The organism is Microcoleus sp. B7-D4 (assembly GCF_036705125.1).
In the GTDB taxonomy this organism is placed as follows: Bacteria; Cyanobacteriota; Cyanobacteriia; order Cyanobacteriales; family Microcoleaceae; genus Microcoleus.
Map to the genome: position 1 here is coordinate 1 of NZ_JAUBTT010000022.1, position 23,157 is coordinate 23,157.

The window sequence follows — 23,157 nt, forward strand, 5'->3', positions numbered from 1 at the left end:
CGTCCTTTTTGGACGGGCGAGACGCCCATCCCACAATAACAATTAAAATTGTAAGTTATTTAATTCGCGATCCTTAGTTGTTGGCGAGCATAACTAATCGCCAAAAATAGATTTAGCAGTAAGGTGCGCGGCCCGGCGCACCCTACGAGGATTTAGGGGCAATTTCCCCGCTTATTCTACAGTCTGAGAAACGGGCCGACAGCCAGACAATATCGAGTGCAAATTGACGACATTTCCGATTACGGCGATCGCAGGTGCTGCAAATCCGATCGCCTCAACTTGCTCTACAATTGTACCCAAAGTCCCGATCAATTCTTCTTGTTCCGGCCGCGTTCCCCAGCGCACTAACGCTATGGGCGTTTCTGCACTTAATTCTGCTGCTGTTAACTGGCCGATAATGTAAGGCAAATTGTGGATTCCCATGTATACTACAATGGTTTCGGAGCCACGGGCGATCGCCTGCCAATTTACCTCCGGTCGATATTTTCCCGCTGATTCGTGACCGGTGACAAAGGTGACTGAGGAACTGTACGATCGATGTGTTAAAGGAATTCCTGCATAAGCAGGGGCCGCAATCCCAGAAGTTACACCGGGCACAACTTCTACCGACACTCCAGCTTTTACCAACTCTTCCATTTCTTCGCCACCGCGGCCGAAGATAAACGGATCGCCGCCTTTGAGACGAACTACGATCGCATTATCTCCAGCTTTTTCTATCATTAACTGAGTTGTTTCGTCCTGCATTAACGAGTGACGCCCTTTGCGTTTTCCGGCATCAATTCGTTCTGCTTGGGGGTTGATTGCTGCCAAAATTTGAGGGCTGACTAAAGCGTCGTAAATCACCACATCCGCGCACTCTAACAAAGCTTTTCCCTTCAAGGTCATCAAACCCGGATCTCCGGGCCCCGCACCTACTAAATACACTTTTCCTAAAGACATTTTTCTTGCTTCCTTTACCTCTTCTGTGCCTCTGCGGTTCATTTTTGAATTAAATTCCCAATTAAGTCTGCTAATTGTACACTTGGGCCTAGAGGATTTGCGAGATGAAGTTCCGCCGCAGGAAATTGCTGCTTTAGCTGTGCGACATTTTTGGCGATCGCATCTGTAATTCCTCCATTAAATAAGAAGTATGGCACAATTCCTATTTGCTGCTGTCCACCACGAACCAAACTGTCAATTTGTTCTGACAAACTCGGCTTTACCGACCAATAAGCGGTCTGTGCACCGAGTTTGCTGGCGATTTTCTCAACAGTCGAGTTACCTCCGGGCCGACGGCTGCCGTGAGATAATAAAATCCATTTTGGCAATAGCAGATTGGGGAGAAAAGCCACCTCTTCCATCTGACTTTTCACCAATTTTGTTAAGCCTGCTTCCTGAGAACCTAAATGCGGGCGCAATTCAATTTTTAGCTTGTCACCAAAAGTTTGTTGGGCAATTTCCACCTCTGCCGGTATGTCTTCGGCGACGTGAACTCCCGGCAATAAAAATACAGGCAGTATTTGCAATTCTGTCAGTCCCAGGGACAGTGTACGTTCGCCAAAACTGCAAATTTGTTCGTGCAGCGGTGCGGGGCCGAGTTCTAAGGTGGCGGTTGCGACTGCGGGGAATGAGTCAGCCAATGTTTGAGACAGCAGTTGACCTAGGTTTTCCAAAGCTAGTTGGGGTCTGGGGTCACGGCTGCCGTGAGAGACTAATAAATAGGTCGATCGCAATTTCAATATAGATTTGATGTTAATGTTCGAGCCGGATTTCAAATAATTATAACACCGTTGGGCGCGTGACTTGAAAAATACTCAACACAAAAGTTCGATATCCTAGGGTGCGTGGCTTAAAAATCAATAAGGTTCAGTTAAGGAAAATTGTAGAGAAAATGTTGGGTTTCGTTCCTCAACCCAACCTACGCACTGGGCTTAAATCTTCTAAGCCGCACACCCTCAAAAAGAAGGTGTGCGGCTTAAAAATTACTTAACACTGGGCTTAAATCTTCTAAGCCACACACGCTACACAACTCACAAATTAACCTTTGGGAGCGGGATCGGCAATGTATTTGAAAGTGGGTTCCGAGTTCCAAGGGCCGCGTTCATCCTTGCCATTTGTGGACAAGTTAAAGTAGAGATCTACGGTGTTATCTGGCGGAATGTTGCCGAACATCGGATCGGTGAGTTTACCGAGAGATTCCAGAGCTTTCATGAACATTTGAGTGTGAGAAATTTCGCGAGTCAGCAAAAACTGCAACGTCTTTTTCGTTCCCATATCCGGTGCTAGTTTAATCAACTCTTCGTAGGTTTGGCGGGCTCCTGCTTCCGCGCCGATATCAGCGCGCAAATCGCGCACCACATCCCCGCCTTCGTTGATATAAGCTGCTGTCCAAGCTTGACCTTGGCTGTCCAACAAGTGTGGGCCTATGCCACGCACGGCAAACAAAGTGCTTTTGTAAGCTTCTGTTTGGTCAACGTTTTTGGTGTGCATTTCTATGAGTTGGCCCACCATTTCTAAGTGGCTGAATTCTTCGATCGCAATATCTTGGAGCATATCCTTAATCCCTGGATTTTCACAGTGGAATGACTGCACCCAGTATTGCAAAGCTGCTGTCAGTTCTCCTGTTGCTCCGCCAAACTGTTCTAGCAGCAATTGGGCAAAACGGGGGTTGGCTTCGTCTACTGTGACTGCAGCCATTAATTCTTTTTTATGAAAAAACATGGATCGGTACCTCTTTTTAGTTCTGTTGTTAAAGTCTCAAGGATGGCAGACTTTATCTGTGTTCGCCTTAATCCATTGTGCGACAAGCGATCGCACCGAGCCTCGGTCGATGGATACATCTAGCTCGACAAATTTCTCTGCTTTCAGGTAGAGTTTAAATATGAAATTTTACTTAGTGAGTCGGTAGACCAAATTACAATTTACAAGCAGGATTATTGTCGCACTCGGTTAATTTTGCTGACAGGGCATCGAGGTGTCGCAGCCACTGAATGCCGCCAACCCAACTGCGAGAGGGGAGGTGTCCGATTGGTGCTTGCTGACTAAATTTAATCTGCCCTAAAGTAGTAGCAGAATTGTAGGTTTGCCAGTTGACCCGATCGCAAAATCTGATATAGTCTCCCTTAACGCTTTCATAAATTTGTTTTTGGACGCTGAAGCCAAACCGACCTTGACTGTAGTGCAGCCAAAGGCGATCGACTGTGTGCAAATCTTCGCAGGGGATCTGGTAAATTTGGCTAATTTCTAGCTGAGTTCCCGGTTGCTGGGAAAGAGATTGACACATCAAGCCCCAAGTTTCGCGATCGGCTTCTTTCCACTTTTTGTTTGACAAAAAATCTCGTAGTTTGGTATAATTAATTCCCCGTGCAGAAATCATGGTTTGATCGAGATTTGAAGTAACAGATAAGGGAAAAGTTTCTGCGGAATTGGCTACGGCATTTGTGGGTAAAATCCGAGAATCAGGACTTTGTAGCGCGCTGATATCGGTTGAGTTGTCGCTATGATTAAGAGCAGGAGCGATCGGCTTTTTGGGCGAAAGCAAATGTTGATGGCGAATATCTAAAGCTGCTGTGATATCTTGCAAAACCTCCGTAGCAAAACTGTACCGCTGAGTGAGACGAGTTTGCAGCAATTTATCTAAAATTTCACCTAACTCATCGCTAATACTCGTGGCTTTGGGAAGAAACTCGCGCCACCACCAGCGCTCGTTGTTGCAGTCGTACATATCCAAGGGAGGAACTTGCGTCATTAGGCGAATGCAAGTAACCCCTAAACTGTAAAGGTCGCTAGCAGGAAATACTTTGCCGCGCATTTGTTCGGGAGCTACATAATCTTGACTGCCGATGAGCGTTGCTGAACGGAGTATCGCTGAATCAGTCAGCAGTTTGGCTATGCCGAAATCGATCAATACGAGTTTGTTGTCTGACTGTCGGCGGATAATATTTTCGGGTTTGATGTCGCGGTGAATTACGCGCTTGTCGTGGATAAATTGCAGCACGGGCAATAAGTCTTGCAGCACTTGCCAAATTTGCTCTTCATCGTATACACTCTTGTCTAATTCTTGTTTAAGAGTCGCTCCCTCTATAAACTCTTGAACTAAATAAATATGACCTTCTTGTTCAAAGCAGGCTAATAATGTGGGGATTTGCGGGTGTTTTCCTAGTTCGTCTAAACGGACGGCTTCTTGGCGAAATAATTCAACGGCTTTGTTGAAAATTTCGGGGTCACGGTCGTAAAAATAAAATTGCTTGACTGCACAGCGCGGTACAGATGGGATGTCTTGATCAATTGCTAGGAAAGTTTTACCAAATCCGCCTCTACCTAAAAGTTCAATCGGGCGATATCGCTGTCTCAGCAACAGGTTAAAGCCGCAGTTTAAGCAAAATTTGGCGGTGTGGGAGTTTTGAGGATTTTGACATTCTGGGTTGATACAGTAGCTCATATCGATTTTAGATTTTAGATTTTAGATTTTGGATTGCGGAGAAGAGTTTTTTTTAAACGAACCGCGAAGACGCGAAGCGGCGCGAAGGAATAGGGAAGAGAGAAGAGACAGAAGAGAGAGGGTTCATAACTGTCCCGCTTCTGGCGTTGTATTTTTCGGGCTGGACACCCCACAAGCATTTCATCTGAGATGTTGCACCATTCTCAATCAGGCTTTTAGGGGCGGGCTAGAAGAGCCCACCCTAAAAGAAATTCATTCTTTGTGGAACAGGCCGGAAAGCCTGTTCTTAAAAATGGTGCCAGAGGTGAGTTTTACCAAACTGGACTTTAGATGCGCCTGGGCTGATAAGGCTATTTTAATGCGCTGGATCGAATCGGGACGCTGCCAGAGCTGCCGAACCCACGCCGCATAAGTGCTGAGGGCGAGATAATTGCCGATCGCACAGGCCGATCGCGCGGAGCGAAAATTGTGCTATAGTCTTACTGTGCTTGGAACTTGAGGCACCATCGATCTGTCCGGTTCAGGGACGCTCAGAAATATTTCAAAATATTTTTGCCTTACCCCTAGACTTGTGCTGAGATATGATGCTATAGTTAAAACAGATACGGCGAGCGTAGCCAAGTGGTTAAGGCAGTGGTTTGTGGTACCACCATTCGTGGGTTCAAGTCCCATCGTTCGCCCTTTTGATTCTCAACTGTTTAATTCGATCGCCTCCGGGTGGGCTTCGGCACACCTTAATCTTTGGGATTTAGCGGTTCTGTCGGCATCATTTGTGTCAACTTAACGTTAAAAGTAGTATGGGTCTGCTGTTTGACAGTTAGGGAGCGATCCCCCCTAACCCCCCTTAATAAGGGGGGGACAAGAGCGTACTCAAAGTCAACCCCTACTCCCCTTATTAAGGGGGATTTAGGGGGATCTAGACTCAGCGAAAAGCGAGATTTCTCAGGGGTTTCAGGCTGGTTATTGACACCAATGTGTCGGTACAAGTTCCGATGTGCTAATCTTAAATCCAATCTAAAATCTAAAATCTAAAATCTAAAATCTAAATATGCCATCTTTAGTAACAGAAGATTGGGGATATAAATTTAGTGGCGATCGCACAATTAATAAGTTTATTCGGGATATAGAAGGAGAAGCGGCTTTAGGGAAATATTGCGATTGGGAATGCAGAGAACGTGCGGAAATTCTGATGTCGGAGATAGCTGGCAAATCCCACAATCTTTTCTACGTGCGTCGCCAAAAGGTAAATGAGAGATTTTCGGAAGAAGAAATCTGGGAATTGCTGCTTGCTACGGATGGAGATGATTTTGAATTACCCCAATTGTTGCAAAAAGCCGATCGCACTTTGCGGTTGTTAGCAACTGTACGCTGTGAAGACGGAATTGGCGGTTTAAAACTGCTGGATGCTGGTTTGGTGGCGGTTCCCAGAGGGAGGAAAGATGGGTATTCTTTGCCGGTTCAGTTGCGACTTTTGGCTAACAGTAGAGCGCCAATTCCTGTAAAGTCGATCGCCCGCGTCCAACAAATGCCATTTTGGGACGACAGACACATACCAACTACGGAACAACTAAAAGTTTGGCATACTTTTTTAAATGTGGAAAAACGCATCGCCGAAGCGCGTCAATTTTGTGTACCTTTCCGAGGACACAATTACGGTTCCGGCTTCAAAATCGTCACTTTTGAAATTGAGCGTAATTCCGCAACTCTTGATGGCTATGAGGAAAATCCCTTAGAATTGGGCGACTTTCGCGAAAGGCTGAAAAAAGCCAGAAATGAAGAAATTATCCTGTTTGATTCGCCGCCCGGAAGCAGAAGCAGCCGCGATGGAGAGACATTAGGCAGCATCGCCGAAATAGACTTTGAACATGGTAAATTACGGATTAAGTTAGATGTTGATTTAGGATCTCGCATGGCGGGCGGCAGATATCAAATGCCCAAACAAGGATTCTTGTATTTTGAGGCGGCGGGCGATATCAGTCAGATTGAACGTAAGAAAAAAGCTTTAAAAATGCTGACAGATGGCCGCGCTCAAAATCCCTATTTGAGTGAGTTTTTATTCGACTCTTCTCAGGCGAGAATGCCCGAAAAAATGATTAAATTGGATCGGGAAAACTTATTAAATCGCAATGCTAATGACGATCAACTGGCCGCCGTAGAAACGGTGCTTTCGGCGCGGGATTTAATTTTGATTCAAGGCCCGCCGGGAACGGGCAAAACGACTGTGATTGCGGAGATTTGCTATCAAATTGCCCGTCAGGGTGGCAAAACGCTCATTGCTTCCCAAGCAAATTTGGCTGTAGACAATGCTTTGAGTCGGTTAGTTCACAATCCGGCGATTCGGGCTTTGCGGAAGGGAAAAGCTCATAAGGTGCAGGAAGAAGGGCAGCCGTTTTTGGAGGAAAATGCGATCGGCACTTGGCTGCAAAATACGGCGACTGACTGCGAACAAAAGCTCTCGCAGCGCCTGACTAATGTCAAATCTTTGCGGCAGTTGGTGGCAGACTCAGAGCGATTTACCGCCTACTGTGCCGCAGAGAGAGATTTTTTTAATGAATTAAAACACCTGCACGACAGTAAAGCAAATATTGAGGAAAAGTGCAACCAGCAAGCAGCAGATTATGAACGGAATTTAACCGACAAAAGCGAGCTTGAATCTCTAGTTAGTGGGTTAGAAAATCTGCTGGATGCGCCTAATGTCAACTGGGAATCTCCCGAAGTTGCCGAGTTTATGCCCCGACTAAAACCCTATTCAGAAGGCAATGTTTTAGTAGAAAACTTTATGGCAAATGTGCGGATTGCCGCTAGCCATGCTATTCAAATAGGCTTCGATCGCCCTGCTTGCGGCGCGTTTGGGATTGCTGTTTGGCTGCAGGAAACTGTAGCGGCGCAAATATCGGAATTTAAGACGGCATTCGATCGCGCTGATGATATTTGTCACGCTATGTCAACGGTTGCAGAGTCGTTGCGGGTGTCGCGGCAGATGTCTGAGGCTGTGAATCAACTCGAATTGGGCGATCGGCAAAATCAGATACACCGCCAAAATCTCGAACAGAAAATCAAGAATTTGGAACTGCGAAAAGCGGAAATTGCAGCCGTTGTCGTCGCTGTTGCACAGTGGATTGAGACGGCTGATACGGGGCTCTATGAAGTTGTGAAAACTTGCTGGGAAACGGGCGCAATGCTGACGGATGATATGGTAGAATTGCCCGCAGGATTGCTGAAAATTGCCCGATCGCTCAAATTGCCGATCGTGCCGCCCAAATGCAAAATCAATTTGCCCGATTTGGATCGGTTGCAAAAGGCGATATCCCACGAAGAAACCGCAGGTTTTAAGGATCTACAAGGGCAACAGTTCCGGTTTAGCGAGTTTCTGCACCTAAATTTGAGTCAAACGCCGATCGTGCTCTCTGCGGGCGATCGAACACAGTGGCAGCAACTAGCCAAAGACTTCGCCAGCTACTCCCAAGTCAGCCAAAGTCAGCGCAAATTTATCATCGAAAAAGCTCGCACTTTCTTAGGTAGCATTCAACAATTTTACAGTCAATCCTTGCAGCCAAATCAGATCCAGGCTACCTTCGATCGCCTAGTCAAAGAATTGCTGCACAGTATCCTCGCCAATGCGCGTCAGTGCGTGGTTCCCCTGAAAACCGAAACCGAACAGCAGCTTATCAAACAGCAACAATTATTAGATAAAATCGGTCAAACATTAAGCCAGCAGCAAATAGCCGCCGCTAAACTTCAGGTAGAAACAGCGCAGCAAGAGGCAAACTTAAAAATTAGCGAAGTTACTAATTTATTGCAAGCAATTGTCCAACAGCCAAACGTCCCTGAAAAATTGCGAATTTTAGCCGAACAATATCTCGCCCAAAAATCGAATATTTGGGAGCAACCGCAGCAGTTTGTCAAGCAAGTTGAGGCTTGGAAAGCCAGCCTGATTCAGCTTGAAAAATCAATTGCTGACTTAGATCCTTTTGGGGTTTTGGAGACTATCAAAAATAGTCTTGACGAGCATTTATCCCCGCTGCAAACTGCGGCTGCAACTTCGCAGCAGCAACTCGCCGAACTTCAAGCAGAGTTGAGCGAAATTAACGCTCAACTGCAACAGCAGCAACCGACAGCAGCATTACTTGTCGAAAGAAATTGGTGGGAGTCAGCATGGCAAACTATCCCGACTCAATATCAGCCAGAAGTTCCGAATACAGGATTATTCACCGTAGCTTTTTTGAACAAAATTAAGCGTTTATTCAAAACTTGGCAGAGGAAATTAGAACAAGAAGAAACAGCGCTAAATCGTTCTCAAACCTTTGTGACAGATTGGATTCAAAAACTCCGCAATCCATCAGAAAAAGACCGCAACGATTTAAAGCAAATTTATATTGACAATGCCAACGTTATCGGCATTACTTGCGTGCAAGCTGCCAGTTTCGATTTTACTAAAAACTTTCCCAGCTTTGATGCAGTCATCATTGACGAAGTTAGCAAATGCACTCCCCCAGAGTTGTTAATCCCCGCTTTGAAAGGTAGAAAGTTAGTATTAGTGGGCGATCATCGGCAATTGCCGCCGATGTTTAATCAAAGTACGATCGACGATATTGCCGAAGACATCGGCTGTACCGGAGACGAACTTAGCTTCATAAAAGAATCTTTGTTCAAAGTATTGTTTGAAACTGCCAGCGACAGCATCAAAAAGATGCTGACAACTCAATACCGAATGCACCCGCAAATTATGGGCGCAATCAATCAGTTTTACCAGCAAAAGCTCAACTGTGGCATTCAGGAAGCAGACACCAAACGCGCCCACAACCTCGCAGGTAGAATCATTCAAGAAAATAATCACATTCTGTGGGTGAAAACGCCCGTGGCACAAGGGTTTGAAGAGGAAAAACAGGGTACTTCGCGGTTGAATGTCAAGGAGATTGATGCGATCGAGCGTTTGTGCGAACAAATGGAGATAGCTTGGCAGCCCAAAGTTGCCGACGGTGAACCACCGAAAGAAATCGGAATTATCACTTTTTATGCTGCTCAATTAAATGCAATTAAAGACAGAATCGAAGGCGATAGATTCCCTGCTTTGAGCATCCGCACTGGTACGGTTGACATATTTCAAGGCATGGAAAGGCCTGTAATTATTGTCAGCACAGTGTGCAATAATGTTAGGGGCGATATTGGATTTGCTAAGGAACCGGAACGGGTGAATGTGGCATTTTCCCGCGCTCAAGAATTGCTGGTAGTTGTCGGCTGCCACGATTTATTTACCCAACAAACAGGTACAGTGGGAAAAATGTATCAGGAAGTTTCAAAAACGGTGCGTCACTGCGGAGGTTTTGTAGATGTCTCTAGCGTCCTCAACTAAACCAATTGACTCGAATTTAAGTTCGCTAGCCGAACAAATTGAGCAACAAAATCCGGGTTTGTCTGTGTTGGCGGCGCGTCAATTCCGCTTTGCAATCCGCCAAACTCCGCTGGAGGTGGCGATTAGCGAACCGCGCGAGTTTAACGTGTTGGAAGAGTTCATTTTGCGGGCGGGTGTTGAGTTTGAACCTGCACCAACTTTGAAGGAATTGGCGGATTTGCTGGGGTTAGACGAGATTTTTGTGAAGACTACGGCGGCGACTCTGGTTAGTTTGGAAAGCTTGGAGGTGGCTGAAAATGGGAAAATTGCGATCGCCCCGCAAGGTAGAGATTTTTTCGCTAAAGGTGCGGTTAGTCGATCGCAAATTCAATCAATTTATGCCATTTCCGATCCGCTGAATCAAACTCTTACCTTTAAATTCGATGCTTTAGCCGCAGAATCGGTCAACTTGCCAGATTTAGCAGATTTAGTATCGCTCGAACATAAAATTAGCGACCTTGCGAATTTAAGTCTAGCAGAAATCCAGCCGTTAATTCAAGATTCCGGCTTAGGAATTCACGCCCCACAAAACGGCAAAATTGTCTCTGCTTGCGATGTCGTCGGCGACGATTTAGATATTTGGCAAACAGTCTCAGTTTTTGTGTTGCTAGATGCGATCGAAAATAAAACTACTATTCAAGCTAGACAGGGAAAACAAATATTAGAAACAGCCTCCAACTTGCTAAACGAACTCGAATCGCAACAAAAACTTTCCTTAAATGACTTGTGTAAAGTAACCCCAGACATCGCACAGCAAGAATCAGAGACAATCCCGGTTCCGAAAAATCGGAAACCAGCCTCTAAGAAGAAACGCAAGGAAACAGAGTCAGGAAACAAGTAATATGAGGACTTTAGTCCTAATTAACTTAAAAATTGAAACTATTTATACAATTAGTATTGTACCGATTGACAATATACCGCGATTTCGGTATAATTAATAGTTATTTGCAATCGCGCTGAGAATTTGTTTGTGTCTGCCAAAGATACCTTCCACGAATCCGTAAAACGGGCCCTTCAAAAAGAACAGTGGGTGATTACTGCCGATCCACTAAAGTTTAAGTTTGGTAATGTTAACTTTCAGGTCGATTTGGGAGCAGAAAGGCTAGTCGCAGCGGAGCGAGGTGGGGAGAAAATTGCAGTCGAAATCAAAAGCTTCCTCAATTCCTCTGCGATTACAGACTTTTATGCTGCATTGGGGCAATTTCTCAGTTATCGGCTTGCCTTGGCATCGGTGGAACCCAATCGCAAATTGTACTTGGCAGTTCCATTTGAAGTGTATAGAACATTTTTTCAGTATGAGTTTACTCAAACTGCGGTACAACAGTATCAGGTGTTGCTAATCGTATACGATCCAACAAATGAGGTAATTGTGCAATGGACAAACTAGCTCAATATCGTCAATATGTTCAGACATTAATCACCCGTTATGCCGAAGATGATGTTTCCGATGATGAAGTCGAAGTGCAACTTATCTGCGACACAGAACGAGATCATTATCAGTGGATGAATGTCGGCTGGGAACACTTAACCCGGATTTATCGAAGCATCATTCACATTGACATCAAAGATGGAAAAATCTGGCTTCAGCAAAATTTAACCGACCAAAATCCGGCGGAGGAATTAGTTGCAATGGGAGTACCGAGAGAGGATATTGTTTTGGGATTGCAACCCCCATACAAACGGCCGTATACTGATTACGGTGTAGCGTAAACAGTTGACAGTTGACAGTTGACAGTTGACAGTTGACAAATGTCCACTTAATATAGGGCCCGTCTCTTTAGATAGAAAACACCCATTATTTTGTACTTCCTCCTGTGACGTACTATTATCAGGTAGGGTGAGTCACTTGGGAAAATCCCAATTATTTTGCATTCGCTTCCGTGACGCACCCTACAATAATCCTACTAAGCGTTGACGCATTTCAGCATCCGCAAAGTAGCCACCGCGTAATTGCGCTTTGCAGAATTCTCGAAAGCAAACCGAGTCCATTTCGTTAATAGTGGCAGCAACAGAACAATAAGGATCCTCAATTAAATAATTTCCCTTTTTTCTTGTGGGATGGGCGTCCCGCCCGTCTATCGGGGACGGGCGGGACGCCCATCCCACAACAAACAGGAAAAGTGGATTTTATTTAATTCTCATTCCTAAGAAGACATTTGAGTAATAATAGAAGCAGCCCAATAATTCTGAATGTCTGAAAAAGTTTTAGACCACTCTTTAGCAACTAAATTCGGCTGCATTCCCGCCGACAAAGCAAATTCCGCCCCTCGATGGCGCACCCCATCAATTCAGCGCGGGTGACGGGCTGCGTAGGTTTAAAAGTTCCATCTTGATAGCCGCTAACTATCTTGTTGTCTCGCGCAAATAGAACTTTTCCGGCACTCCAGCGGGAAATATCAACGTCGCTAAATTGAGGGAGAGAAATATGGCTAGGAAATGTGATATTAGCACCTTGTATTCATTTCAAAGATTCCCCAACTAAAGATACCAATTGCTCTCTGGTAACAGCAAGTTGCGGCCGCAAAGTATTATTTTGAGAAAACCGGGCTACAAACCCAAAGCCCACAGCTTCTTTGATTTCCGAAGCGTAGATATCATATCATCGGTAGCTATCTCCGAATGGTAGAAAAGCCAGTATTGCCTACGGTATTGGTATTTCCTGCGGTACTGGCTGCGGTACTGGCTGCGGTACTGGCTGCGGTATGGGTATTGGTATTGGCTGCGGTATTGGCTGCGGTATTGGCTGGGGTGTTGGCTGCGGTGTTGGCTGCGGTATTACTTCGGTATTGCCTCCGGCATTGCCAATTTCTCCCGGTGCGGATTGATTGGTAGTGAAATAAAAGTGACCTAATGTGCGGCCTTGATAAGCTCTTTTACTCAAGCGCCAAGCAGGATCGAGAGTAATTTTCATGAATTCGTTAAGATCGCCATTTGTGCGACCGATAATCACAGATTTACCTTGGTAATCTACCGGGGTTCCCATTAGTAGAACGTTACCATCAACACTTTCCAAAGTCAGGGTGTATTTTAATGCTAAATCTGTGCCGGCCATGCGAATTGAAAAGCCGTTGCTGTCTGTTGCGCGGCCACAAATACCGGTAAAATCAAAAGTAACTAATAACGGATCGACTTTCACGGGATTAGATCCGCTTTCGCTCCAGCATTTTCGCTTGTCAGATACTTGTTCTACAATTAGCAATTGGTGGCCGCCGAAAGGGCGGGGTTGGGCGATGACAATTACTCGGTCTTGGTTAATTTCGGTTTCGTCAAAAGTAAATGCTTTAGCCGAACCGATCGCGCCAAGTGTTAAAATTGCTGAACCTGCCAGTGCGGCCACTGTTCGTACAAGTGAATGTTTCATGATTTTTCCCTATTGGCTCCTTATTGTGATGAGACTTATCTAGAATATAAAAAAGTCGCCCTCTTCCAACAACAAGATAGAATTCTACCATCTCTTGTTCCGGTGGTACCAAGTGCGATCGATCGGCGATCGTCACATTGGTTCGTAGTGAGAACTAAAGTCCGAGCGAATTTTATGAGGACTTGAGTCCTTACTACAAACTTATAACCGTTATTTTACCGAGGAACTGGATAAGCTGTTGGGCATCTAAATTGTATTTTCCGGGCGGGCGGGACGCCGACTCCACAAGAATTTGATGGGACTTGACAGTAAAATTTAGATGCGCCTGGGCTGATTACTTGCGGGAAACGATCGCACTATTGGGCAAAAAAACGGTGCGTTACACTCTTGTTAACGCACCCTAAAACAAACATTCAAAAAGCGCCTTTCCTGTCTAGCGGAACATACTACTTACAGAACTATCTTCGTGAATCCGCCAAATAGTTTCTCCGAGCAAATTCGCTACCGAAAGCACCGTCAACTGCTCAAAACGGTTCTCTTCCGGCACAGGAATTGTATTTGTAACAATTACCTCTTCCAAAATCCCGCTAGACAAACGCTCGATCGCCGGAGGCGAAAACACCGCATGAGTAGCACAAGCATAAACCTGCCTCGCACCCTCGCGGCGCAACAATCTCGCACCTTCAGAAATCGTGCCGGCAGTATCGATCATGTCGTCCACCAACACAGCAGTTTTGCCCCTGACATCACCGATGAGGTTCATCACTTCTGCCACGTTGTGAGCTTGGCGGCGCTTGTCAATAATTGCCAGGGGAGCATCACCAAGCTTTTTGGCAAAAGCTCTCGCCCTAGCGACTCCGCCAACATCCGGCGAAACCACAACAATATCCGTCAATTGCTTGCTCGCCAGATAATCCAAAAGCACCGGCGAACCGTAAACGTGATCGAAAGGAATGTCAAAATAACCTTGAATCTGAGCCGAGTGCAAATCCATCGCCAAAATGCGACCTGCCCCAGCTTCCGTAATCAAATTAGCCACTAATTTTGCCGTAATCGACTCTCTTCCGGCCGTTTTGCGGTCAGCCCTAGCATATCCGTAATAGGGAATGACAGCAGTAATTTGTCTAGCCGAAGCGCGGCGACAAGCATCGATCATAATTAACAATTCCATGAGGCGATCGTTTACCGGACAGCAAGTTGGCTGAATCAAGTAAACATCGCAACCCCGAATCGATTCTTGAATTTGAACGTAGAGTTCCCCATCAGCAAACCGCTTGCGAACCATCGGCCCCAAATCAATCCCCAGATAGCGAGCCACCTCTTGGGCGAGGGGAATATTAGCAGAACCGGAGAACAGCCGCAGACGGTCATGAGCGGAAACCGGCGGCTCGGGAAGCGGAAGCGGTAAAGTAGCAGAACGGATCACAGCAGGCCTCTTGCAGGACGTTTATTCCATCGCTATCTTACCATCTGAAACTAGAAATATTAGCCAATTTTTTAATAGATTTAACTTTCGAGGCGACCACAAGTGTTAAGTTAGGCCAATTGAATAGCACTTGCAGAAATATGTCCGAGAAACCGGGTTTCTAGCCCACTTTCGGCACCCTCAACGGTCACAATCGGTTTTTACTTATTTTTATCCACTAATAAAACTATAAGTTATACTAGAATACCGTACATTAACGGATAAATTACTTTTTAAGGGCATAATTTATTACTGTAAAGATAGAGCATTCTGCGTAATTATGCTGTGTGACACCCCCAGCGTGTGGAATGTGGGTTCTAGCTGAAAAGTTGCACCATTGTCAATAAGCTTTTTAGGAACAGGCTTTTCGGCCTGTTCCACAAGAAAATCTACTCTTTGTGGAACAGGCATCTTGCCTGTTCTTGAGAATGGTGCAAGATGTGAGTTCTAGCGAACTCTGTACTGGCCGAAGTACGATCGCACTTGTGCCCCTGCGTCTAAAAATTCTAGCGAGAGTCAATTTGGGGCTGAGGCTGCAAGTGCAGCCACCCCAAATTCAGGCGAAAGCCCAAGGCATCCGGGTTCAAGGCGATAAAAATGCCACCAACAGGCAATAAACTGGAAAAATACTGTAAAAAAAGTTAAGAATCGGAGCATACTCCAGATTTTTGATATCGGGCAAAGCAAGGTAGAAATCGATGAGCTTAAGAGAACGCATTGACGCAGAAATCAAAGCAGCCATGAAGTCCAAGGACAAAGTTCGCTTGGAAACAGTTCGCGGCATCAAGAAATTTATTCTCGAAAAAGAAGTCAGCCTTCGTCCCTCCGGGCAAGAAACGCTGACAGAAGCTCAAGAAATGGAAATTTTGATGCAAATAGCCAAACAGCGCCGGGATTCGATCGAACAATACCGCAAAGGTGGCCGCGAAGATTTAGTGGCACAAGAGGAGGCGGAGTTGGCAATTGTTGAAGAGTATTTGCCGGCGCAAATGTCAGACGAAGAGGTGAGTCAAGTCGTTGACGAAGTGATTGCTTCGGTTGGCGCTACTTCTGCAAAAGATATGGGCAAGGTGATGGGTAAGGCAATGCAGCAGCTTAAGGGCAAAGCAGACGGTAACAGAATTCAAGACATGGTGAAAGCAAAGCTTAACAGTTGACAGTTGACAGTTGACAGTTGACAGTTGGCAGTTGGCAGTTGGCAGTTGACAGTAGTCAGTAGACATCTCCCATAAATAATCTCAAGCTTTATAGAGATGTAGGGCTTAGGCCGGGGGGCGACAATTTATTAGGGCTAAGGCCAAAAAACCCGGTTTCTACGAAAAATCGTGCATTTCTCCCTTGAGATATTGACGCAGAAACCGGGTTTTCGATCGGATATGCAGGTGGCAACCTCTGTGTTTTCGTGAAAAAACCCGGTTTCTGACCATCATGGCGTCCAAGAATGTCAAAAAAATGTAAAATACTAACTTTGGTCGGGACTGGGGACTACAGAGAGTGAAGTCTGCTCAAGAGCATTAAAGACCTAGCATTACTAAGTCTGTGAGCGATCGTCTATTTTTTAACAGTTTCTACTTAAACTTATGCAGCCACCTATTGCTATTGGAACTCTCCTACAAAACCGCTACCGTTTGGTGAATATTTTAGGTCAAGGAGGATTTGGCAGGACTTATTTAGTAGAAGATTTGGGACGGTTTCAAGAACGCTGCGCCCTGAAGGAATTGATTCCGGTGCAAAGCGGGCCATACGTTTTGGAAAAATCGAAGGAATTGTTTCAAAGAGAGGCGGCAATACTTTACCAAATTGGGCACCCACAAATTCCCCAGTTTCGGGCAATATTTGAAGAAAACCAGCGTTTGTTTTTAGTGCAGGATTACGTGGAAGGGATGACTTACCGCGAACTAATGCTCGATCGAACTTCAAATGGTCGCACCTTCACCGAAGCCGAAGTCTTGGTATTTATCCGGCAAATGCTGCCGGTACTCGCTCACATCCACGCCCGCGGCATCATCCACCGCGACATCTCCCCAGAAAATATAATTCGGCGCGAAAACGACCAAATGCCGGTGCTGATTGACTTTGGAGTGGTGAAGGAACTCGCCACCAAAGTCCAGTCTCCCGAAGGAACAGCCCACGCAACAACTGTCGGTAAAATCGGCTACGCGCCGATGGAACAGTTGCAAAGCGGGCGGGCAACAGCCAGCAGCGACCTCTACGCTTTAGCTGTAACGGCGATCGTCCTGCTGACAGGCAAAGAACCGCAGGAATTGCTCGATCAAACAACGCTGCAGTGGAATTGGCAGCAGCAAGCGCAGGTGAGCACGGGTTTGGCTTTGGTGCTCAATCGGATGTTGAGCCGGTCTCCGGGCGATCGATATCAATCTGTCAGCGAAGTCGCCCAAGCACTCGACGCCCAAACTAATCCTAAACCTAGCCAGCCAACTGTACCGCCCGCGCCGCCAGCAGTGGTACCGACAAACCCTTCGCTAATAGCAACGGTGGCCGTGGGCAGACCGCCAGAGCCCGTCGCCCAGAGTTCCCACCCGCAAAAAAACCAGCCAGACCCGTTAATTGAGCCTGCTGCCGAGTCTTTTTGGGACAATCCCATTGCTGCGATCGGACTGCTGGCCGGCTTAGTCATCTTGACAGGCTTCGGTTCCTGGGCTTTAGTCGGCTCATTTCTCAACAATTCGCGCCCCAAACCCACTCCGACTACGCCAGCACTCATAAATCCCACGCCGACACTAACTCCGATACCAAACCCGCTACCTTTGCCAACCCCAACCCCGCAACCTTTGGCAACCCCAAGCCCAGAACCTGTGCCAGAACCAAGCCCAGAACCTTTGCCGGAACCAACCCTAGAACCTTTGCCGGAACCAAGCCCAGAACCTTTGCCGGAACCAAGCCCAGAACCTTTGCCGGAACCGAACCCAGAACCTTTGCCGGAACCAAGCCCAGCACCAACTCCGGCACCAACTCCGGCACCCAAACCGACGCCCGCGCCGACTCCCGCGCCCAAACCGGCGCCCAAACCGGCGCCCGCACCAACTCCCGCACCCAAACCGACGCCCGCGCCGTCGCCAACACCCGCGCCAACACCCGCGCCAACACCGGAACCGGCTCCAACACCCGCACCATCGCCGGAACCTGCCCCAACTCCCGCACCGTCACCGGAACCTGCCCCAACTCCTGCACCGTCGCCGGAACCGGAACCGGAACCAGCGCCGGAACCGGAACCAGCACCAACACCCGCACCATCGCCAGAACTCTAAACTTCTGGCAAAATTCCCCTAGACTGAGGTTGAGGCCAATTACTTGTTAGCTATTTGTCAATGAACTCGCTGCTAATTGCTGGAACTGATACCGACGCGGGCAAAACTGTTTTGACCAGCGCTCTGGCTGCTTATTGGCAAATGTATTTTCCCGATCGCAGTTTGGGACTTATGAAACTCATGCAAACAGGAACGGGCGATCGCGAACTCTACACCCGTTTGTTTTCCCTCGACCAATCCCCCGAAGAACTCAATCCGCTGCACTTTGATGCGCCTCTAGCACCGCCGATTGCTGCGGAACGGGAGGGGAGACGTATCGAGCTCGAAAAGGTCTGGACGGCGTGGCAAAGCCTCTCTGAGCGCAAGGATTTTGTATTAGTGGAAGCTTTGGGAGGGCTGGGATCGCCTGTAACGCGGGAACTGACTGTGGCAGATATTGCCAGGGATTGGCGGCTGAGGGGGGTTTTGGTAGTACCTGTGAGGTTGGGGGCGATCGGGCAAGCTGTGGCGAATGTTGCTCTCGCCAGACACACTGGTTTTAAGCTGAGAGGAATTGTGCTCAATTGCGTTAAAGCTTATTCTGAACAAGAAATTGCCGATTTAGCGCCCGTTGATTTGATCCAGTCGCTGACTCAAATACCTGTGTTGGGTATTTTGCCGCATTTAGATGACCCGACTGACCTTGCTAAATTAGCTAAAATTGCTTCAGATTTAGATTTAGAACAGTTACTGCCAGGGGTTAATTTAGTTCCTCAGACTTCTAAATAACCCTATTCTCAACACCTCTCTTTCTCATTCTTCTCTTCCTCTGCGTACTCTGCGTCCTCTGCGGTTAAAAACTAAGATTTTATTTTAACCGCAGAGAGCGCAGAGAGCACAGAGAAAGAGAAGAGAGAGTTTCACAAATTATTCATTCAGAATTGCTATAAGGAGAATAAAAAATGGTTTCTACTTTACCGAATTTCACCTCTGTCGATTTATCTCAGTTGCGGCTGGAAATTAGAAATTTGCAGCCTCAGCTAGTCGAATGGCGTCGCCTTTTGCATCAAAGACCGGAGTTGAGTTTTGATGAAAATTTAACGGCGCAGTTTGTCTCGCAAAAGTTGCAGGAATGGGGAATTGAGCATGAAACTAATATTGCTAAAACTGGTATTGTCGCCACTATAGACAGTGGCAAACCGGGGCGGGTTTTGGCAATTCGGGCGGATATGGATGCTTTGCCTATTCAAGAAGAAAATGAGGTGGATTATCGATCGCAGCATGATGGAATTATGCACGCTTGCGGTCACGACGGCCACACTGCGATCGCCCTCGGTACTGTCTGTTATCTCGCAAAGCACAAACACAGCTTTTCGGGTAAAGTAAAATTTATATTTCAGCCCGCCGAAGAAGGGCCAGGAGGCGCAAAACCGATGATTGAAGCGGGTGTTTTGAAGAATCCTGATGTTGATGCGATCGTCGGCTTGCATTTGTGGAACAATCTACCTTTGGGCACTGTAGGCGTCCGCAGCGGCGCTTTGATGGCGGCTGTGGAAGTTTTTGACTGCACGATTTTTGGGAAAGGTGGACACGGCGCAATGCCACATCAGACTGTGGACTCGATCGTAGTTACAGCCCAAATTGTCAGCGCTTTGCAGGCAATTGTCGCGCGGAACATTGACCCGATCGACTCAGCGGTAGTAACTGTCGGCAAATTCCACGCAGGCCACACCCACAATGTGATTGCCGATACTGCTCAAATCGCTGGCACGGTGCGCTATTTCAATCCAGCATATCAAGGTTATTTTGCACAGCGGATCGAGCAAGTAATTGCCGGAATTTGTCAGAGTCATGGGGCCAATTACCAATTAGATTATTGTGCGCTTTATCCGCCAGTTATTAATGATTCGAGAATAGCTGAATTGGTGCGCGACGTGGCAGAATCAGTTGTAGAAACTCCTGCGGGAATCGTTCCAGAATGTCAAACAATGGGCGGCGAGGATATGTCGTTCTTTTTGCAAGAAGTTCCCGGTTGCTATTTCTTTTTGGGTTCAGCAAATCCAGAGAAAAACTTGGCTTACCCGCACCATCACCCGCGTTTTGATTTTGATGAAACTGCGCTGGGGATGGGTGTAGAAATGTTTGTGCGCTGCGTGGAAAATTTTTGTGTGAATCAATGAAAGATTGTGTCATCCGGTGGGGGCGGGTTTATGAGATTATTGATTTTAGGCAATGATAGTTTGTAAAACCCGCCCCTACAGCAATCATATCTATTTAACCCGATCTCTTGCACCCGCAGTCAAAAAACTGTAGGGGCGGGTTCACCAAAAGATTTAAAGAATGCAGACAGCTTAAATAAACCCGCCCCCACCCCACGCGAGAGTCTTTTTACCGAGTTTGAAAAATATTCTGCACCATTTTTTTATCTACACTCGCCGCCGCCTTATCCAATTCTGCAATCTCCCCGGAGTCTAACTCCCAGCCCAAAGCACCAATATTATCCCTCGCCTGTGTCGCAGATTTGGCCCCCGGAATCGGAATAGTTTCTTTGCAGATGCACCAGTTGATTGCTACCTGCGAAACAGTTTTGTTTCTGAATGCCGCTATTTCTCGCAAACACTCCAAAAGCGATCGCATTCCCGGAAGTAGCTGCTTGCACGCCAAACCTCGGATACCTTTAGGAAGAGAGCCGTTTTCGGAATATTTACCCGTCAGCAACCCCAAGGCTAGAGGACTGTAAGCAATCAATTTTATCCCCAATTCATCGCAAACATCTTTCAACCCGAGTTCTGTCACCGGATAGGTGGAAAGTAGCGAATATTGCACTTGTAAAGTAACAATAGGAATTTGGCGATCGCTAAATCTTTGATGCACCCATTTCAGCCGTTTCGGCCCGTAATTAGACAAGCCCACTCCCTTAACTAATCCTTGCTCGTAAAGGTCAGCCAAACCATCTAAAAGAGCCCCCTCTTGCCAAGGAGCGTAATTAGCTGTAGACCAGTGCATTTGCACCAAATCTACATTTTTTCCGAGGCGCGCAGCCGAGGCTTTGCAAGCCGATATCATTGATTGTCGCGTCAGTCTCCAAGGATAAGCAGCTAGTTTTGTCGCAATACAAATACTGTCTTTATTTGCACCTTGATATTGTTGAGAAAACTGCCCCAAAAGCTGCTCGCTGCGGCCATTTAATTTCCCTGTTCCGTAAGAGTCCCCGGTATCGAATAAAGTGACGGCGTTACTAACACAAAGATTGAAAACGGCTTGCAATTCCTCGTCCATACTTTCATTGTAGCCCCAGAGCAATCTGTTGCCCCAAGCCCAAGTGCCGCAGCCCATTTTTGGAAGTAAAAGTTTTTGGTTAGTTGGCATTTTTATTGATGGTAGTTGTTGGTAATACGGATATTTTATAGGAACATAACTCGGTATCGCCTAGCCCCCAGTATAGCTGTTTCATTCTGCCACGGGCCGCCAGGGACTCAAGTCCCTGTCTAATAGCATAAGTCGGTTAAAACCGACTCAAATAGTAATTTCAATTTTGAAAATTAGAGTTACACATATATTCTGCGCTAACTCTATACAAAAACAGCTTTGATAGAATTGCTACAGTCGTCTTTAGACGACTTCAGCTATGAGACAGGGGTTTAAACCCCTGTCGGACTGTCGGACAAATGGCACACCCTACTAAATTACCAATGACTGATGACTCTTTAATTCTTTTACGTGGTTGGCGAGGGCGAAGGTGGGCTGTTTTTGGTAGGTTGCTCTGGCTTAGCTTTCGGGTCTGGTTTTGGTGGTGCAGGCGGAGGGAAAGTCGCCGCGCGTCTGGGTATTTGTAGCGCTGTTCGGAATGCAGAAGACGGGAAGAAACCGCTAAATTGAGAAAGTCGAACTGCTAGAGGTTCTGGTGCATATTCCCACAAGCTTTCGTAGTAGAAGAAAGCGGCGCCTAAGCCGTATTCTTGGACTGCTTGCACCTGAGATTTAATTTGCTGAATCGGTACTGGGTTATTTCTCAAACCTGTCATAATCCCAACTCCGGTGGGAATTTTTTGCTGCGCTTCTTGCATTTCTGGACGGTTAAGCTTGTCTACAAATGATTCTAGATTGGAACGGTAGACTTGCACGATTAGCTCGTCGGCAATATCCAAACGCACCCAAGTCAGCCAATCTTGTAGGTGATGTTTGTAAGCAAACTCGTAGTAATTGGGAGAAATTGAGAAAATTGCATTGGGTTTGACTGCTTTGACGGCTTGATTTAGCTGCGACATAAAAGCGGTAATTTTATTGGCTCGCCATTGCACCCATGCTGGGTTTTGAAAATCTTTGGGCGGAGCTTTTTTTGTTTCTTTGGTATACAAAGCAACTGTGTACTCATCGTATCCAAATTCCGACGGCAAACTCATGTGATCGTCAAATTGAATACCGTCGGCGTTATATTTAGTGGTGATTTCTAGTACGAGTTGGGTAATGAATTGCTGCACTTCTGGATGAAATGGATTGAGCCAAACTACTTCGCCACCTGCACCGATTGATGTTTGGCTGCCGTCCTGTTTTTGTGTCAGCCAATCGGGATGATTTAAGGCTAATTCTGATGTGGGAGGAGCCATGAAACCAAACTCAAACCAAGGAATTACTAGCAGGCCTTGGCGGTGAGATTGAGCTATCAAATCTCCGATCATATCTTGTCCCTCTAACCCTCTGTAAACAAAGGGTTGAATGTCTTTTTGCTGCGCTACATCGCTGGGATACATTGCATAGCCAGAATTCCAGACAACGGGATAGATTGTGTTGAAATTTAACCGTTTTAGTTTGCTGACAGCATCTCCTAGTTTGCGACGATCTCTGAGGATGTCTTTGTCGTTTGTCGTCATCCAAACGCCGCGAATTTCCTGGCGGGGTTGCTGGGCGATCGCCGGAATGAAGTTGTTCGCCAGCAATACTATAATGAATGAGAGGGCAAACAGAAGCGGGAAAAGAGTTTTAATCGATCGCTGCCAACTGCGCGGAATGATGCGTAATGTCATAGTTTTGAATGGTGAGTTAGTTATTGAAACACACCCCGGCATAATTTGGTGATAAAATTTGCTCGCTCTACAGTCTACAGCCATTTGCGCTGAATGTGGGATCGGTTAACTGAAATGGGTGAATTGATGTTATACCAATTTTTTATGAGGTTGCATAGAATCCGATCCCCCCTAGCCAAGAGGGCGGGCACTCTTGGCACCGCCCCTACTAAGGGGGGGACAAGATTCTTCTCAAAGTCAACCCCTA

Annotated in this window: 19 protein-coding genes and 1 tRNA gene; 10 read left to right on the forward strand and 10 right to left on the reverse strand. The window is 46.6% G+C overall.

Annotation, left to right across the window (positions count from 1 at the left end; translation table 11 throughout):
* Window positions 1–171: 171 nt before the first annotated feature.
* From cobA to QUB12_RS11175, 4 genes are all read right to left on the reverse strand, one after another.
* The gene (gene cobA, locus QUB12_RS11160; protein WP_333306752.1) at window positions 172–981 is read right to left on the reverse strand and encodes a uroporphyrinogen-III C-methyltransferase; all 810 of its coding nucleotides are present in this window, start codon (window positions 979–981) and stop codon (window positions 172–174) included.
* Entirely contained in the window at window positions 978–1,754 is a 777-nt protein-coding gene (locus QUB12_RS11165; RefSeq protein WP_333300307.1) for a sirohydrochlorin chelatase, read from the reverse strand. Before QUB12_RS11165 ends, cobA begins: the two co-directional genes overlap by 4 nt.
* A 262-nt stretch (window positions 1,755–2,016) precedes the next feature.
* Window positions 2,017–2,700: a manganese catalase family protein gene (locus tag QUB12_RS11170; protein ID WP_333107647.1), complete on the reverse strand. Its 684-nt coding sequence runs from the start codon at window positions 2,698–2,700 to the stop codon at window positions 2,017–2,019.
* Between the two features lie 193 nt (window positions 2,701–2,893).
* A complete protein-coding gene (locus tag QUB12_RS11175; protein WP_333306753.1) occupies window positions 2,894–4,420 on the reverse strand; it encodes a serine/threonine-protein kinase in 1,527 nt (508 codons plus the stop codon).
* 607 nt (window positions 4,421–5,027) lie between these two features.
* On the opposite strand from QUB12_RS11175, the gene QUB12_RS11180 reads away from it, so the two are divergent.
* From QUB12_RS11180 to QUB12_RS11200, 5 genes are all read left to right on the forward strand, one after another.
* Window positions 5,028–5,100: transfer RNA gene (locus QUB12_RS11180), tRNA-His, on the forward strand.
* 368 nt (window positions 5,101–5,468) lie between these two features.
* Window positions 5,469–9,773, forward strand: coding sequence for an AAA domain-containing protein (locus QUB12_RS11185; protein WP_333306755.1), 4,305 nt, complete (start codon window positions 5,469–5,471; stop codon window positions 9,771–9,773).
* Complete coding sequence (locus tag QUB12_RS11190; protein WP_333306757.1) at window positions 9,751–10,653, forward strand: hypothetical protein; 903 nt, start codon at window positions 9,751–9,753, stop codon at window positions 10,651–10,653. The genes QUB12_RS11185 and QUB12_RS11190 overlap by 23 nt, the downstream gene beginning before the upstream one ends.
* Window positions 10,654–10,782: 129 nt before the next feature.
* On the forward strand, window positions 10,783–11,199 hold the full coding sequence (locus QUB12_RS11195; RefSeq protein ID WP_333207195.1) for a XisH family protein: 417 nt from the start codon (window positions 10,783–10,785) through the stop codon (window positions 11,197–11,199).
* Window positions 11,187–11,522, forward strand: a complete 336-nt coding sequence (locus tag QUB12_RS11200; protein ID WP_333306758.1) for a XisI protein — start codon at window positions 11,187–11,189, stop codon at window positions 11,520–11,522. Before QUB12_RS11195 ends, QUB12_RS11200 begins: the two co-directional genes overlap by 13 nt.
* A gap of 514 nt (window positions 11,523–12,036) precedes the next feature.
* Here the strand turns inward: QUB12_RS11200 and QUB12_RS11205 are convergent.
* The 4 genes from QUB12_RS11205 to QUB12_RS11220 all read right to left on the reverse strand — a co-directional run bounded on the left by QUB12_RS11205 (window position 12,037) and on the right by QUB12_RS11220 (window position 14,599).
* Window positions 12,037–12,270 (reverse strand): S-layer homology domain-containing protein, encoded by a 234-nt coding sequence (locus tag QUB12_RS11205; protein WP_333306804.1) that lies wholly within the window; start codon window positions 12,268–12,270, stop codon window positions 12,037–12,039.
* Window positions 12,271–12,378: a hypothetical protein gene (locus tag QUB12_RS11210; protein ID WP_333306760.1), complete on the reverse strand. Its 108-nt coding sequence runs from the start codon at window positions 12,376–12,378 to the stop codon at window positions 12,271–12,273.
* Between the two features lie 75 nt (window positions 12,379–12,453).
* Window positions 12,454–13,173 carry a DUF3747 domain-containing protein gene (locus QUB12_RS11215; RefSeq protein WP_333306761.1) on the reverse strand — a complete coding sequence of 240 codons (720 nt, stop codon included), beginning with the start codon at window positions 13,171–13,173 and terminating at the stop codon, window positions 12,454–12,456.
* Between the two features lie 433 nt (window positions 13,174–13,606).
* Window positions 13,607–14,599: a ribose-phosphate pyrophosphokinase gene (locus tag QUB12_RS11220; RefSeq protein ID WP_333153616.1), complete on the reverse strand. Its 993-nt coding sequence runs from the start codon at window positions 14,597–14,599 to the stop codon at window positions 13,607–13,609.
* A 437-nt stretch (window positions 14,600–15,036) separates the two neighbouring features.
* On the opposite strand from QUB12_RS11220, the gene QUB12_RS11225 reads away from it, so the two are divergent.
* The 5 genes from QUB12_RS11225 to QUB12_RS11245 all read left to right on the forward strand — a co-directional run bounded on the left by QUB12_RS11225 (window position 15,037) and on the right by QUB12_RS11245 (window position 20,066).
* The gene (locus QUB12_RS11225) at window positions 15,037–15,255 is read left to right on the forward strand and encodes a hypothetical protein (RefSeq protein WP_333306763.1); all 219 of its coding nucleotides are present in this window, start codon (window positions 15,037–15,039) and stop codon (window positions 15,253–15,255) included.
* An 81-nt stretch (window positions 15,256–15,336) separates the two neighbouring features.
* Window positions 15,337–15,795, forward strand: coding sequence for a GatB/YqeY domain-containing protein (locus QUB12_RS11230; protein ID WP_333139456.1), 459 nt, complete (start codon window positions 15,337–15,339; stop codon window positions 15,793–15,795).
* Between the two features lie 423 nt (window positions 15,796–16,218).
* Window positions 16,219–17,907, forward strand: coding sequence for a serine/threonine-protein kinase (locus tag QUB12_RS11235; protein ID WP_333204542.1), 1,689 nt, complete (start codon window positions 16,219–16,221; stop codon window positions 17,905–17,907).
* Between the two features lie 60 nt (window positions 17,908–17,967).
* Entirely contained in the window at window positions 17,968–18,675 is a 708-nt protein-coding gene (gene bioD, locus QUB12_RS11240) for a dethiobiotin synthase (protein ID WP_333107093.1), read from the forward strand.
* 173 nt (window positions 18,676–18,848) lie between these two features.
* Entirely contained in the window at window positions 18,849–20,066 is a 1,218-nt protein-coding gene (locus QUB12_RS11245) for a M20 family metallopeptidase (RefSeq protein WP_333204539.1), read from the forward strand.
* Between the two features lie 208 nt (window positions 20,067–20,274).
* On the opposite strand, the gene QUB12_RS11250 is transcribed toward QUB12_RS11245, so the two are convergent.
* Both QUB12_RS11250 and QUB12_RS11255 read right to left on the reverse strand, forming a co-directional pair.
* Window positions 20,275–21,255, reverse strand: coding sequence for an aldo/keto reductase (locus QUB12_RS11250; protein WP_333139464.1), 981 nt, complete (start codon window positions 21,253–21,255; stop codon window positions 20,275–20,277).
* A 347-nt stretch (window positions 21,256–21,602) separates the two neighbouring features.
* Entirely contained in the window at window positions 21,603–22,994 is a 1,392-nt protein-coding gene (locus tag QUB12_RS11255) for a glycoside hydrolase family 10 protein (protein WP_333306765.1), read from the reverse strand.
* Window positions 22,995–23,157 lie beyond the last annotated feature (163 nt).